This window comes from Rummeliibacillus pycnus (genome assembly GCF_002884495.1).
Lineage (GTDB): Bacteria > Bacillota > Bacilli > Bacillales_A > Planococcaceae > Rummeliibacillus > Rummeliibacillus pycnus.
This window is the reverse complement of sequence record NZ_KZ614145.1, coordinates 186,862-200,262: the sequence shown is the minus strand read 5'-3', so window position 1 is coordinate 200,262 and position 13,401 is coordinate 186,862. Positions and strand designations below refer to the sequence as shown.

Genomic DNA, 13,401 nt, shown 5'->3' with positions numbered 1-13,401 from the left:
ACTAAATACCCCCTTTCTCAGTGACCATCATTGCTACATGATGTCTAGGTGATATTTCTTTTAGTGGATATACTTTACCATTTTCATCGTAGTATTTATGCTGTTCTTGGCGGTAAGTGACTTCCACTCTTTGACGAACTTTTTTACGTTCTATTCTAGTTTCTGGTTCAATATTAGGAATCGCAGATAATAAGCGATTCGTATAGATATGGCGAGGATCATGATAAATATCTTCTTTTGTTCCCGTTTCAACAAAGCGGCCTTTATACATTATGGAAATATAGTCACACATATGTCTTACTACACCTAAATCATGTGAGATAAATAAATAACTAAGGCCATATTCTGTTTGGATGTCCTTCATAAAGTTTAGTACCTGTGCTTGTACAGATAAATCTAGTGCTGATACCGGCTCGTCCGCAATAATCATCTTTGGATTACATGCAACAGCTCTAGCAATACCTAAACGTTGACGTTGTCCACCTGAAAATTCATGAGGATATTTGTACATCGCTTCCTCTGACATACCAACAATCTCTAGAAGTTCAATAATACGTCTTCGCTCTTCTTGATCACTCATATTCGTAAAATTACGAATAGGTTCAGCAATAATATCCATTACTCGTTTTCTTGGATTCATACTTGAGGAAGAATCTTGGAAGATCATTTGGATATCCCGATTATACGCACTATTACGTTTTCTTCTTTGATTTGTTACATCTTCACCCTCATATATGATTTGACCAGATGTAATTTTTTCTAATCCGATAATAGCTTTACCTGTGGTTGATTTACCAGATCCTGATTCACCTACAAGTCCGTATGTTTTCCCCTTTTCAAATTCCATTGATACACCATCAACTGCATACACATAATCAACTATCGAGTTAAAAAACCCTCCACGTATTGGATAGTGTACACACAAGTCTTTAATTTGCATAAAGCTCATTTGATGCACCCTCCTTTTCACCTTGAAAGTGGAAATGTTTCCAGCAGGTACATCGAACAAAATGTCCTGGTTTAACTTCATGTAATTGAGGATTTTCTTCATGAGCTGATTGTGGAATCCATGGGATACGAGCTGAAAAGCGACATCCAGTTCGCGGCAATTTGGTAAGAGATGGTACCATCCCATGAATCACTTCTAATCGATCCTTTTCGCTATCCACTTGTGGAATAGAATTCAATAATGAGCGTGTGTATGGATGTTTTGGATTTTTGAACAACTCCTCAACTGGAGCTATCTCAATGATTTCTGCTGCGTACATCACAGCTACTCGATCTGCTACTTCAGCTACAACACCTAAATCGTGAGTGATCAATATAATGCCTGCGTCTGTTTCATCTTGTAATTCTTTAAGTAAATCTAAAATTTGTGCTTGAATGGTTACATCAAGTGCTGTTGTTGGTTCATCTGCGATCATTATTTTCGGCTTGCAGGCAATTGCTATCGCAATCATTACTCGTTGACGCATACCACCTGAAAGCTGGTGTGGGAACTGTTTAGAAACTAATTCCGGTTTATTGATCCCTACTTGATTTAATAGTTCAAGAACGCGTTCCTTGCGTTGTTTTTCATTTAATTTTGTATGATAAACTAACGTTTCTTCAATTTGATCCCCAATGCGCATTAATGGATTTAATGCAGAAAGAGGGTCTTGGAAGATAAATCCTATATCATTTCCACGAATGTGATTTAATTCATCTTCTTTAAAATTCACAATATTTTTTCCGTTATATAAAATTTCACCTGTAACTCTTGTATTTCCTGGTGGATGAAGTCCAACAATAGAAGTTGCCAATGTGCTTTTCCCACATCCAGATTCCCCCACAATTGCGAGTACTTCATTTTCCTTTAATGTTAGTGATACATCTTCGACTGCGTCATAGTAACGATCTTTAATCCTGAAACTAGTGTGTAAATGATTAATATTCAGTATATTTTCAGATGTTTTCAAATGTATGCTCCTTCCTAAACAAAATAAAATATTGAAAATTCAAAATTTTTTGTTTAATATTCTGTTAGTCACCACGCAGTACAGGAGTAGTTTAACGGTAAATATTTCGATTTTCTAAATTTATCATTTTTACTAATATAACATAATTTACAAAATTGTCTATAATTTTAACAAAAAATTTAAAATCGTAGATATTCTCTTAGTATAGTAGTGTTTTCATTGAAGTCTGACAACTCTTTTTTGACATTATAGCATAATGATATAATATGACAAACAATAAATTACTTATATTTTACAAATTTTATTAATTAATATATTTATCTATATATATTCATGAAGAGTAAGATTATATTACAAAATACAGTAATTGTAATATAAATAAATGCGAAAAGGAGGTAGCTTTGATTAGCTACCTCCTTTTAAATTAGGCTTTGTTTTCAATATTATCGATAAATTATCTGTTTTCTCTAAAGTGAATTGGGGTACTAAAAAAGTGTAGTAACGCAAAAACTTATAGTATATATGCTATTAGCTGCGCTGCGTTCTACTCACTTCTTGCAGGAGTCCGTATTACACCTTAAGTAAGGTAATAAACAATACACAAAATAATCTATCAAAGTCTTATTTGTTCTCTTAACGAAGTTCCGCACCTGATTCTGTAAGAGCAGCTACTACTTTATCATGTGCTGCTACTACTTCTTCATCTGTAAGTGTTCGTTCAGGTGTGAAGTAAGTTAGCGTAAAGGCGACTGATTTTTTGCCTTGTTCCATTTTTTCTCCTTCGTAAAGGTCAAATACATTTACATCTTTCAACAGCTTGCCACCTGCTTTACGGATAATTGCTTCTAAATCTGCTGCTTTTGTTGCACGTTCAACAACTAAAGCAATATCACGTGAAATAGATGGGAAACGAGGAACTGGAACATATACTAATGGGTCAATCGAAGCTGCAAGAATTGCTTCTAGGTTTAATTCCATCACATATGTTTCTTTAATACCATTTGCTTTTTGTTCTGCAGGATGTAACTGTCCTACGAAACCAATACGAGCGCCATCTAATAAGACATTCGCTGTACGTCCCGGATGTAAGCCATCTACTACTGCAGTTTCATATGCAACACGATTTGTTAAGTCAAGTTTTGCAAATAGAGCTTCCAGGATTCCTTTTAAGACAAAGAAGTCTACTTTTTTATGTTCACCTTGCCAAGCATGGTTAACCCAATCACCAGTCATTACCGCAGCGATATGTTCTTCTTCATGTGGCAGACCTTCTTCTGTTTCACCTAAGAATACGGAGCCAACTTCATACAATGCAACAGAATCTTGTTGACGAGAAACATTATAGCTAGTAGCTTCGATTAAATGTGGAAGAATACTTTGGCGCAATGTACTACGTTCTTCACTCATTGGCATTAAAAGACGAGTTGTTGGTGCTGTTACTAATGCATATTTTTGTGAAAGTTCATCAGATGTAAGTGAATAAGTTAGAGCTTGGTATAGTCCTGAACCTTGTAGTTGACGATGAACGATACGACGTTTGGCTTGATATTGATTTAAACCACCTGCTTTTGATTCACCTACAGGAACAGTTGCAGGAATTTCATCGTAGCCATATAAACGTGCAATTTCTTCTACGATATCTTCTTCGATTTTGATATCTTGGCGTCGTGTTGGCGCATCAATATATAGACGACCGTTTGCTGTTTCCACATCAAAATTCAAACGGTTCAAAATGGATACCATTTCATTTAAAGAAATTTTCATACCTAAACGTGCATTGACAAAATCAGGTGACACAATAACTTTTGAAGGTGTTTTGTCTAGTTCATCAAAAACGACAGAACCTGATAATACTTCCCCACCAGCTAGTTCAGCTAGCATTTGTGCGGCACGTTCTGCAGCAGGAGTTACACGATTTGGATCGATTCCTTTTTCGTAACGAGCACTTGCTTCACTACGTAAACCAAGGTCTTTAGCTGTGTAACGAACTGATAAGCCATCAAAATAAGCTGACTCAATAACAACTGTTGTCGTTTTTTCAGTTACTTCAGAATCGAAACCACCCATTACACCAGCGACTGCAACTGGCTCTTTACCATTTGTAATGACAAGGTTTTTAGCATTTAATACTCGATCTTGGCCATCTAATGTTTTAATTTGTTCGCCTTCGTTCGCTAAGCGAACCACGATTTCCCCTGTACCTAGTGCATCATAGTCAAAAGCATGTAATGGTTGACCGTATTCCATCAAAATGTAGTTTGTTATATCCACAACATTATTAAGTGGGCGAACACCTGCAGCCATTAAACGTTGTTGTAACCACATTGGAGATTCAGCAACTTTAATATTTTTCACGACTTTTGCTGTGTACATAGGATTTACTTCAGGTGCTTCTACACGAACTTTTAACAGTTTTTCTGCTTGTTCAGTAGATTCCTCATGTGTAGTATCTGGAAGTTTGACGTCTTCTGAAAGAATTGCAGCAACTTCATAAGCAACACCTAACATACTCATTGCATCGGAACGGTTTGGTGTTAAGCCTAATTCAAGAACCACATCATCTAAACCTAACGCTTCAATAGCATCCATACCAACTGGTGTATCTTCAGGTAATATAACGATGCCATCAGCATATTTTTTCGGTACAACTTTCCCTTCGATTCCTAATTCTTGTAGAGAGCAAATCATACCGTTTGAAACTTCACCACGAAGTTTACCTTTTTTGATTTTTTTACCACCAACATAACCATTTGGACGAACTGCAACGATTTTTTGACCCTCAGCAACATTAGGAGCGCCACAAACGATTTGTGATAGCTCTTCTTCACCAAAATCTACTTGGCAAATATTTAAGTGATCGGAATCAGGGTGTTTTCTCAACTCTTTGATTTGACCAACCATAATTTTTTTTAGGCCATCTGATAAATGATGGACGCCCTCTACTTCAATCCCTGAACGGGTAATTTTTTCTGCTAAAACTTCTGGTTCTAAACCTTGTAAATCAACATATTGTGACAACCATTTTAAAGATACTAGCATCCTTACTCCTCCTTACTCTTCAATACGGTGGAATTGTGATAAGAATCGTACATCATTTGTGTAGAAATGACGGATATCATCCACCCCATATTTCAACATTGCGATACGTTCTGGACCCATACCAAAAGCAAATCCAGACACTTTTTTAGGATCATAACCTGCCATAGATAGAACGTTTGGATGCACCATACCAGCGCCAAGAATTTCAATCCAACCTGTATGTTTACATACATTACATCCTTCTCCACCACACTTGAAGCAAGAAATATCCATTTCAACAGAAGGCTCAGTGAATGGGAAGAAACTTGGACGTAGACGAATTTCGCGGTCTTCCCCAAACATTTTCTTCGCGAAGATGTCTAATGTACCTTTTAAGTCACTCATACGAATATTTTCACCAACTACTAAACCTTCAATTTGAGTAAACTGATGGGAGTGAGTTGCATCATCATTATCGCGACGGAATACTTTCCCTGGGCAAATGATTTTAACAGATGCACCTTGTTTTTTCTCCATAGTACGTGCTTGTACAGGCGATGTATGAGTACGCATTAAAATTTCTTCAGAGATATAGAAAGTATCTTGCATATCACGCGCTGGGTGACCTTTTGGTAAATTTAATGCTTCAAAGTTGTAGTAGTCTTTTTCTACCTCAGGACCTTCTGCAATTTCATACCCCATTGAGATGAACAAGTCTTCGATTTCTTCAATGACACGAGTTAATGGATGTGCATTGCCTACTTTCACAGGACGACCTGGTAATGTCACATCAATTGCTTCTTTTTCTAATTGTTCTTGGATTGCTTTTTCTTCTAATGTAGACTTGCGTACATCGTGAATATGTTGAACTTCTGCACGGACCTCATTGACTAAAGCACCCATTTTAGGACGTTCCTCTGCAGGAAGTTTCCCCATTCCTTTTAATAAATCCGTAATCGGACCTTTTTTACCTAAATATGCAACGCGTACTTCATTTAATTGCTTTAAATCTTCTGTCGCTGCGATTTTTGCTACAACTTCTTCTTTTAGTTGAGTTAATTCCTCTACCATTGCCATTTTTAAAATCCTCCTTCCAAAATAAAACAAAAAATCAGGTGACACAGTTAAGTCTTTTTATGCGGCATATATTTTTAACCATAAAAAAACTCGCCCCCTATAAAAGGGACGAGGTTCTATTCGCGTTACCACCCTAGTTATTGCAAATTAAATACTTTGCAATCACTTCATTGACTTAACGGCGTTTCACCGGCACACCTTTACAGTAATCATTACTGGTCCCGGTGGCTGCTAACGGGGTGAACTTCCATCAATCGACACAATATGCACGCTTTCAGTCTATGGCGCGCACTCCCTTAAAAGTTCGAAAAAATGTACTTTTCCCGCTCATTGCATTTTATATTATTATTTACACTTTTTCATTATACGCAAATCAGTTCGTTACTTCAAGTTTAGTTTTCCCCAGTTGCGAAATAATAAAGAACAATACCTGTTGCTACAGCCACGTTTAATGATTCTGCCTTACCCTTAATCGGAATGATCACATTTGCGTCTGTTTTGGTTAATAACTGTGCATTAATTCCGCTACCTTCATTTCCCATAACAAGTGCAAACTTACCCTCTTTTTTCACTTGATTATAAAGAACAGCATTTTCTAAAGCAGTTCCGTAAACAGGTATACTCTTTTCTTTTAATGAATCAATCCAATCACTTAATTCACCACGTACAACAGGTATGTGGAATATAGAACCTTGTGTGGATCGTACTGTTTTAGGATTATATGGATCAGCTGAGCCTTTTCCAAGTATAACTGCATCAATACCAGCAGCATCTGCTGTACGGATCATCGTACCCACATTTCCTGGATCTTGAACTGCATCAACTAGTAATAATTTTGTCCATTTATTTTGTTCTTCTTCAGTAACTGTAGGTTGTTTTACATGAGCGAAAATCCCTTGTGAATGTTCAGTTTCTGCAAACTCATTTGCTACTTGAGTAGTTACCTCCACAACAAAAATATGATCGATGTTCCAACTTGCAGGAATCTCTACATCTTCACGCACCATTAAATTAAGTATTTCACTGTCATTTTTTATAGCTTCTTCAACTAAGTGAAACCCTTCAATTAAAAATTCTCCTGAACGATCACGTTCTTTGCGTGTTGTAGCTAGTTTTTTCCAATACTTCACAAGGGAATTTTGTGGAGATTCGATTCTTTTCATGTATTCTTTACCGCCTTTATATTATGAAATCGTTAAGACAATTTTGCCAAACTGATGATTTTCTTTTAAGTAGTCAAATGCAGCATGCACATCATCCATTATATAACTTCGATCTATTATAGGATGAATTTCATACTTTTCTAAGTGGTCGATGCATGCACGAAATTCTTCTCGGCTTCCCATCGTTGTACCTAAAAGTGTAAATTGACCATAGAAGAATTGGCGTAAGTCAAAATCTACAACATCCTCAGTTGTTGCACCAAACACCACTATTTTACCACCCTTTTTCAAAACAGCCAAAGAACGATTAAATGTAGCACGACCTACACTTTCAATAACAAGGTCAATTTTTTCGTTTTCCAGTTCTTTCTGCCAATTACTACTTGTATCTATTGCAATGTCTGCACCAATCCTCAATGCTGCCTGACGTTTCTCTTCAGAACGTGAAGACACAATAACTCTAGCGCCTACATTTTTTGCCATTTGAATTAAAAAGGTTGCAACACCACTACCTGCTCCCGGTATAAAGACAGTCTGACCTGCTTGGATTTGACCTTTTGTAAATAATGCACGATATCCCGTTAATGGTGAAATACCGATTACCGCTGCTTCTTCATCGGATAAATGAGATGGTTTTTTCTCAAGTTGTTCTGCAGAAATTGCAATTTTTTCGGCAAATGTTCCATCATCCGGTAAACTTAAAATTTCAAAATTTTCAGGCGGAAAATCAGACTCTTCATACCAACGTAGAGAAGGATTAATAATCACTTCATCCCCAACTTTCCAATTTGCAACACCTTCACCTAGCTCTTCTACAACTCCTACCGCATCTGAACCAAGAATTAACGCTTCACTATTATTTCCTAATCTTCCAGGTGTATAGAGATCACGGCGATTTAACCCTGCAGCTTTGATGGCAACCAATACTTCTCCTGCTTTGGGTTTTGGTGTACCGACTTCTTTGACTAACAATTTCCCCTTCTCAAAAACGACAGCTTTCATATTCAGACACTTCCCCTTCGTATGTAGTTTTTTAAGTAAAAAATGATTACACTCAAAAATTCTTTTCTTTTATAAGTTTACCAAATGTATGTATAACAATCGAGTTGCGAACCAAAATATCATTAGGAGGGATGTCAAATGAATTTTCAAATTCGAGATGCCATTAAGAAAAATGTATCAGGAAATAGTCCGGATCAGTTAAAGGATATTGTGGAAGATGCAATTACTCGTGGTGAAGAGCATTTACTTCCAGGGCTTGGCGTATTTTTTGAAGCATGGTGGCAACAAGCAGATCAAAAAGAACAAGACCATTTTATGAGTGAATTATCGAAAGCATTAGCTTAAGAAATGCATGTAGTCCCTTGAACGAGACTACATGCATTTTCTATGTCAAAGTGTATTTTCTTATTTCTACGTAGTAAATAAAATTCAGAATAACAGCAACCAATATTAGTAAAACTACTATCCAAATTTTTGGTAGAAAAGCAGCAACAATTATTAGCATCGGTATTGCACCACTTAAAAATGTATAGACTTTACGCGTAGCTTTATTTGTTACTTGGCTGAACATCTCATCATCTTCAATATATTCATTTGGTATTAAAGAGAATATGTTCACTTTACGATTAGGGTTTTCCTTATTAAATTGTATTGTTTTTAATATTAGAAGAATACAAGATACTACAAAAAGAAAAATTCCGCCTAAACTAATCAAACCGAGTATATAGTCCATCTTAAGGGAAAAAATTAAATCTTTATCAAACCATCTAATATCACTTAATAGCATGGGAATGATAATTGCCCCCATTTCAACAATTGCTGCAATATTCCATAACGGCATTTGAACTCGTAAATCCTTTCTCACTCTTTTTCATCTCCCTCTAACCAAAATAATTCATCTACAGTCGTTTTTAATTCTTTTGCAAGTTTCAGAGATAATATGATGGATGGTGAAAAGCTTCCTTTTTCGATAAATCCTATCGTTTGTCGTGTGACATTTACACGAGCACCTAGCTCTGATTGCGAAAAACCATATCTTGCTCGAAGCTCTTTCACCCGATTACAAAGCATTTTCTCACCTTCTTTTATGTTAAGTATTCTAAACTAAATGTAATGTATACTTAACTTTTTGTCAATCAAACATAACATTTAAAAATAGGTTAAAGAAATCTTCATTTCAATTTATCTTTTGCTGTTCTATAATAATTAGAAAATAAAGATTTTTCAAAAATATACGAAAGAGGCGAACATGAGTATGTTAACAGTTGAAACGATCGTATCTGCATTAAAAGATATCTTAACTGACGAGCAAGTATCAGTGAATGAAACAGTTCGTGAATTACATAGTAAAGACGAATCTTATCACGAAAGTCGATTACCAGATGTTGTTGTCTTTCCATCCTCCACAAAAGAAGTAAGTGATATTTTAAAAATAGCAAACAAGTTTGAAATTGCCGTTATTCCTTTTGGGAGAGGATCCAGTTTAGAAGGTCATATTATCCCGATAAAGAGCAGCATTACAATCGATTTTTCTTTAATGGACAAGATTCTCGAAATACGACCAGAAGATTTACTAGTTCGCGTTCAACCTGGGGTAACAAGAACCCAATTAAACAAAGAATTAAAAAAATATGGATTGTTCTTTTCTGTAGATCCTGGTGCAGATGCTTCACTTGGTGGTATGGCGGCTACAAATGCAAGTGGTACAACAGCTGTACGCTATGGCATTATGCGAGATCAAGTACGTGATTTAGAAGTTGTCCTTGCCGATGGTCGGATTATTCATACAGGTAATTTGGCAGCAAAATCCTCATCTGGCTACCATCTTAACGGTCTTTTCGTTGGTTCAGAGGGTACACTTGGTTGTTTCACCGAGCTTACCTTACAAGTATATGGTATTCCAGAATTTGAAACGGCGGCACGTGCTGTATTCCCAACCGTAAAAAGTGCAGTAGATGCTGTTACATCGATACTTCAGGCAGGTGTCCCTATTGCAAGAGTTGAATTAGTCGATGAACAATCAATTGAACAAGTGAATCATTATAGTGAAACAAATTATCCTATAAAACCGACACTGTTTTTAGAGTTCCATGGAAACGAAGCAGGACTTGCACAAGATGTTGAATTCACAAAAGAAATTATGAATGATCATGGATGTCTAGAAATCGCGTTTGAAACAGATACTGCTGCACGTAACAAACTTTGGGATGCACGTCATAACTTAGCATACGCTTTTATCCATGGCTATAAAGGAAAAAAACTGATGACTACAGATGTCTGTGTTTCCATCACAGATTTAGCTGATGCAGTACTTTTTGCTCGTACCGAACTAGAAAAGGTTGGTTTACCAGGTGGAGTTGTTGGCCATGTAGGAGATGGAAATTTCCATGCATTAGTGATGATTGATCTGAAGAATGCTGAAGAAGTTGAAAGAGCTAAACGATTTAATGAAAACTTGGTTCATTTTGCAATTGAGCGTGGTGGCACTTGCACAGGTGAACATGGCGTCGGAATTGGTAAAATGCAGTACCAAGAAAAAGAACATGGAGTATCACTCGAGGTGATGCAAGCAATCAAACTAGCATTAGATCCAAAGAATATTATGAATCCAGGAAAGCTAATCGATATCGTAAAATAATTTTTTACAACATCTAAACTATTGAAAACACCTTTCTATTTAGGCGATATCCTTAATAGAAAGGTGTTTTTTGTTAGCTTGTTTATCTGCAAAATTTATCTATCTTAAGCTGAAGTAGAAGTAGATTTTCTCCCTAAATAAGCCTCTACAATACGTGGGTCTTCTAATAGATCAGATGCTTTACCTTCAATAATAATCTTACCCGTTTCCATCACATAACCATAATCAGCTATTTTCAATGCTTGCTTCGCATTTTGTTCAACAAGAAGAACGGTTGTACCAGCATCTTTTATTTCTTTAATAATCTTAAAAATATCAGCAACAATCAATGGTGCAAGTCCCATTGATGGCTCATCTAATAATAATAGTTTAGGTTTTGATAATAATGCTCGGGCAATGGCGAGCATTTGTTGTTGACCACCTGAAAGGGTTCCTGCTAGTTGTGACTTTCGTTCACGTAATATAGGAAAACGTTCCATTACTTCTTCTATTTCTCGCTCAACATTCTTATCCTTTCGATGGTAAGCACCCATATCCAAGTTTTCGATTACTGTCATACTCGATAAAATGGCACGTCCCTCTGGAACTAAAGCAATTCCTCTTCGAAGTAGTTGGTCAGGGCGCAATCCCGTTACATTTTCACCTAAAAATTCAACCATACCCTTTTTAGGCTTAAGTAGGCCAACAATTGTTTTCATGGTAGTCGACTTTCCTGCCCCATTTGCGCCCAGAAGCGTAACAATTTTTCCTTCTTCTACATTTAAACTAATTCCCTTTAATGCTTGAATTTGTCCATAGAATGTTTCGACATTCGATACTTTAAGCAATGTCATCTTCCTCCTCTTTCCCAAGGTAGGCTTCAATAACTGCTTCATTATTTTGAATTTCTAAAGGTGTACCTTCCGCTAATTTTTTCCCAAAATTCAGGACGGTGATTCGATCACACAACTTCATGATTAGTGGCATATCATGTTCAATGATGAGTACTGTAATCCCTTTTGCCTGTACCTTTTTAATCAAGTCAAATAAACTATCAGTTTCTTTTTCATTCATCCCTGCTGCAGGTTCATCTAATAATAATAATTTAGGGTTACTTGCTAGTGCACGAGCAATTTCCAATCGTCGTTGCTGACCATAGGCTAAGTTTTCAGACAATACATTCTTGAACTCTATCAATCCTACTAACTCCAATAATTCTTCAGCTTTTTGTTTTAACTCTTGTTCCTCTCTACGTTGCAGTTTTGTACGTAATACCCCTCTTATGACTCCTGATTGAGTTCGACAATGCCCTCCAACCATTACATTTTCTATAGCGGACATCTGCGTGAAAAGTCGTATATTTTGGTACGTTCGACAAATACCCTTTTCCGTTATTTTATGTGGTTTTATAGCCGTGATAGTTTCACCATTAAAAATGATTTCTCCAGATGTAGGAGAAAAAATATTCGTAATCAAATTAAACATTGTCGTTTTTCCCGCACCATTTGGGCCAATTAATCCGTATATCTCTCCTTCATTGATTGAAAAAGAAACATCCGTCAAAGCGGAAATACCTCCAAAGTTTTTAGATACATGTTGAATCTTAAGAACCATGAACATCTTCCCCTTTTACTCGTTTCAACTTTTTAAACCAGTTTAGAACGTTAATATCGATAATTCCTTGAGGGCGAATTGCCATTAATAATACAAGCAGTACTCCGTAAATGATATAACGATATTCACTTAGGAATCGTAATACCTCTGGCATTAGTGTTAAAAAAGTTGCACCGAAAATAGATCCTGTAATCACTTCACTACCACCAAATACGGTAAATATTAATATCTCAACTGCACGATGATAGGCAAAATCAGATGGGGATATATACCCCATTACATGGGCAAATAATGCACCAGCAAGTCCCGCAAATACTGCACTTTGTGCGAATGATAATACTTTATAATAGGTAATATTAATACCCATTGATTCAGCTGCTTTTTCATCTAATTGAATGGCTGAAAAAGCTCTACCTACGCGTGATTTTCTTTGACGAGCGATAAACCAAATAATTAAAATCGTTAACACTAACAAAATAAGAAACACACACAGTCCTGCAAATTGGCTATTTTGTAAACCTAGAACTGTCGGATTAAATCCTTTATCTCTTGCAAAATACAAAATACTTCTACTAATTTGTGGAATATTCGAAATACCAACTGCGCCATTTGTGAGAGATTCCCAGTTTACAAAAATAACGCGAATAACTTCACCTAATCCAAGTGTTGCAATTGCTAGATAAACACCTGATAATCTTAACGCTGGAATTCCTATTAAAATACCGAGAATTCCTGCTACGGCTGCTCCAACCAAAACACCTACAAATATAGGTAATTCAAAATGAATGGTCACTAATGAGGATGTATACGCACCGATCCCCATAAAACCCGCACTCCCTAAGGATAATTGACCTGAAGAAAGCGTGATATATACACTAATCGCCAAAATAATATTAATAAGAACGAAAGACGCTATTTGTAATTGATATGGATTTAAAAGTTCAGCTAACAT

13 protein-coding genes and 1 other annotated feature are annotated in these 13,401 nt (G+C 36.3%); of the genes, 2 read left to right on the top strand and 11 right to left on the bottom strand.

What is annotated here, in order from left to right; all coding sequences use genetic code 11:
• Position 1 precedes the first annotated feature (1 nt).
• The 6 genes from CEF14_RS01025 to CEF14_RS01000 form a co-directional block, all read right to left on the bottom strand.
• Positions 2-949, bottom strand: coding sequence for an ABC transporter ATP-binding protein (locus CEF14_RS01025; protein WP_102691116.1), 948 nt, complete (start codon positions 947-949; stop codon positions 2-4).
• Positions 930-1,958, bottom strand: a complete 1,029-nt coding sequence (locus tag CEF14_RS01020; protein WP_102691115.1) for an ABC transporter ATP-binding protein — start codon at positions 1,956-1,958, stop codon at positions 930-932. The genes CEF14_RS01025 and CEF14_RS01020 overlap by 20 nt, the downstream gene beginning before the upstream one ends.
• 633 nt (positions 1,959-2,591) lie before the next feature.
• Positions 2,592-4,997 (bottom strand): phenylalanine--tRNA ligase subunit beta, encoded by a 2,406-nt coding sequence (gene pheT, locus CEF14_RS01015; protein ID WP_102691114.1) that lies wholly within the window; start codon positions 4,995-4,997, stop codon positions 2,592-2,594.
• A gap of 12 nt (positions 4,998-5,009) precedes the next feature.
• Positions 5,010-6,047, bottom strand: a complete 1,038-nt coding sequence (pheS, locus tag CEF14_RS01010; protein WP_102694251.1) for a phenylalanine--tRNA ligase subunit alpha — start codon at positions 6,045-6,047, stop codon at positions 5,010-5,012.
• 107 nt (positions 6,048-6,154) lie between these two features.
• Positions 6,155-6,393, bottom strand: a binding site (T-box leader).
• A 52-nt stretch (positions 6,394-6,445) separates the two neighbouring features.
• Complete coding sequence (locus tag CEF14_RS01005; protein WP_102691113.1) at positions 6,446-7,216, bottom strand: TrmH family RNA methyltransferase; 771 nt, start codon at positions 7,214-7,216, stop codon at positions 6,446-6,448.
• 21 nt (positions 7,217-7,237) lie between these two features.
• Positions 7,238-8,218, bottom strand: coding sequence for a quinone oxidoreductase family protein (locus CEF14_RS01000; RefSeq protein WP_102691112.1), 981 nt, complete (start codon positions 8,216-8,218; stop codon positions 7,238-7,240).
• Positions 8,219-8,356: 138 nt separating this feature from the next.
• Between CEF14_RS01000 and sspI the strand changes: the two genes are divergently transcribed.
• A complete protein-coding gene (sspI, locus tag CEF14_RS00995; protein WP_102691111.1) occupies positions 8,357-8,563 on the top strand; it encodes a small acid-soluble spore protein SspI in 207 nt (68 codons plus the stop codon).
• A gap of 40 nt (positions 8,564-8,603) precedes the next feature.
• On the opposite strand, the gene CEF14_RS00990 is transcribed toward sspI, so the two are convergent.
• Both CEF14_RS00990 and CEF14_RS00985 read right to left on the bottom strand, forming a co-directional pair.
• On the bottom strand, positions 8,604-9,083 hold the full coding sequence (locus CEF14_RS00990) for a hypothetical protein (RefSeq protein WP_102691110.1): 480 nt from the start codon (positions 9,081-9,083) through the stop codon (positions 8,604-8,606).
• Positions 9,080-9,289 carry a helix-turn-helix transcriptional regulator gene (locus CEF14_RS00985; protein WP_102691109.1) on the bottom strand — a complete coding sequence of 70 codons (210 nt, stop codon included), beginning with the start codon at positions 9,287-9,289 and terminating at the stop codon, positions 9,080-9,082. The genes CEF14_RS00990 and CEF14_RS00985 overlap by 4 nt, the downstream gene beginning before the upstream one ends.
• 184 nt (positions 9,290-9,473) lie before the next feature.
• On the opposite strand from CEF14_RS00985, the gene CEF14_RS00980 reads away from it, so the two are divergent.
• Complete coding sequence (locus CEF14_RS00980) at positions 9,474-10,856, top strand: FAD-binding oxidoreductase (RefSeq protein WP_102694250.1); 1,383 nt, start codon at positions 9,474-9,476, stop codon at positions 10,854-10,856.
• 104 nt (positions 10,857-10,960) lie between these two features.
• On the opposite strand, the gene CEF14_RS00975 is transcribed toward CEF14_RS00980, so the two are convergent.
• From CEF14_RS00975 to CEF14_RS00965, 3 genes are read right to left on the bottom strand one after another with little or no spacing between them, the layout of a single operon-like run.
• The gene (locus CEF14_RS00975) at positions 10,961-11,683 is read right to left on the bottom strand and encodes an ABC transporter ATP-binding protein (RefSeq protein ID WP_102691108.1); all 723 of its coding nucleotides are present in this window, start codon (positions 11,681-11,683) and stop codon (positions 10,961-10,963) included.
• A complete protein-coding gene (locus CEF14_RS00970) occupies positions 11,676-12,449 on the bottom strand; it encodes an ABC transporter ATP-binding protein (RefSeq protein ID WP_102691107.1) in 774 nt (257 codons plus the stop codon). The genes CEF14_RS00975 and CEF14_RS00970 overlap by 8 nt, the downstream gene beginning before the upstream one ends.
• The gene (locus CEF14_RS00965) at positions 12,439-13,401 is read right to left on the bottom strand and encodes a branched-chain amino acid ABC transporter permease (protein ID WP_102691106.1); all 963 of its coding nucleotides are present in this window, start codon (positions 13,399-13,401) and stop codon (positions 12,439-12,441) included. Before CEF14_RS00965 ends, CEF14_RS00970 begins: the two co-directional genes overlap by 11 nt.

Excerpts from the sequence above, each read along its gene's own strand:
- CEF14_RS01005 (WP_102691113.1), bottom strand. The coding sequence starts at position 7,216 with ATGAAAAGAATCGAATCTCCACAAAATTCCCTTGTGAAGTATTGGAAA.
- CEF14_RS00980 (WP_102694250.1), top strand. The coding sequence starts at position 9,474 with ATGTTAACAGTTGAAACGATCGTATCTGCATTAAAAGATATCTTAACT.
- sspI (WP_102691111.1), top strand. The coding sequence starts at position 8,357 with ATGAATTTTCAAATTCGAGATGCCATTAAGAAAAATGTATCAGGAAAT.
- CEF14_RS00985 (WP_102691109.1), bottom strand. The coding sequence starts at position 9,289 with ATGCTTTGTAATCGGGTGAAAGAGCTTCGAGCAAGATATGGTTTTTCG.
- CEF14_RS00965 (WP_102691106.1), bottom strand. The coding sequence starts at position 13,401 with ATGTTAGCTGAACTTTTAAATCCATATCAATTACAAATAGCGTCTTTC.
- pheT (WP_102691114.1), bottom strand. The coding sequence starts at position 4,997 with ATGCTAGTATCTTTAAAATGGTTGTCACAATATGTTGATTTACAAGGT.
- pheS (WP_102694251.1), bottom strand. The coding sequence starts at position 6,047 with ATGGTAGAGGAATTAACTCAACTAAAAGAAGAAGTTGTAGCAAAAATC.
- CEF14_RS01025 (WP_102691116.1), bottom strand. The coding sequence starts at position 949 with ATGAGCTTTATGCAAATTAAAGACTTGTGTGTACACTATCCAATACGT.
- CEF14_RS01000 (WP_102691112.1), bottom strand. The coding sequence starts at position 8,218 with ATGAAAGCTGTCGTTTTTGAGAAGGGGAAATTGTTAGTCAAAGAAGTC.
- CEF14_RS00970 (WP_102691107.1), bottom strand. The coding sequence starts at position 12,449 with ATGGTTCTTAAGATTCAACATGTATCTAAAAACTTTGGAGGTATTTCC.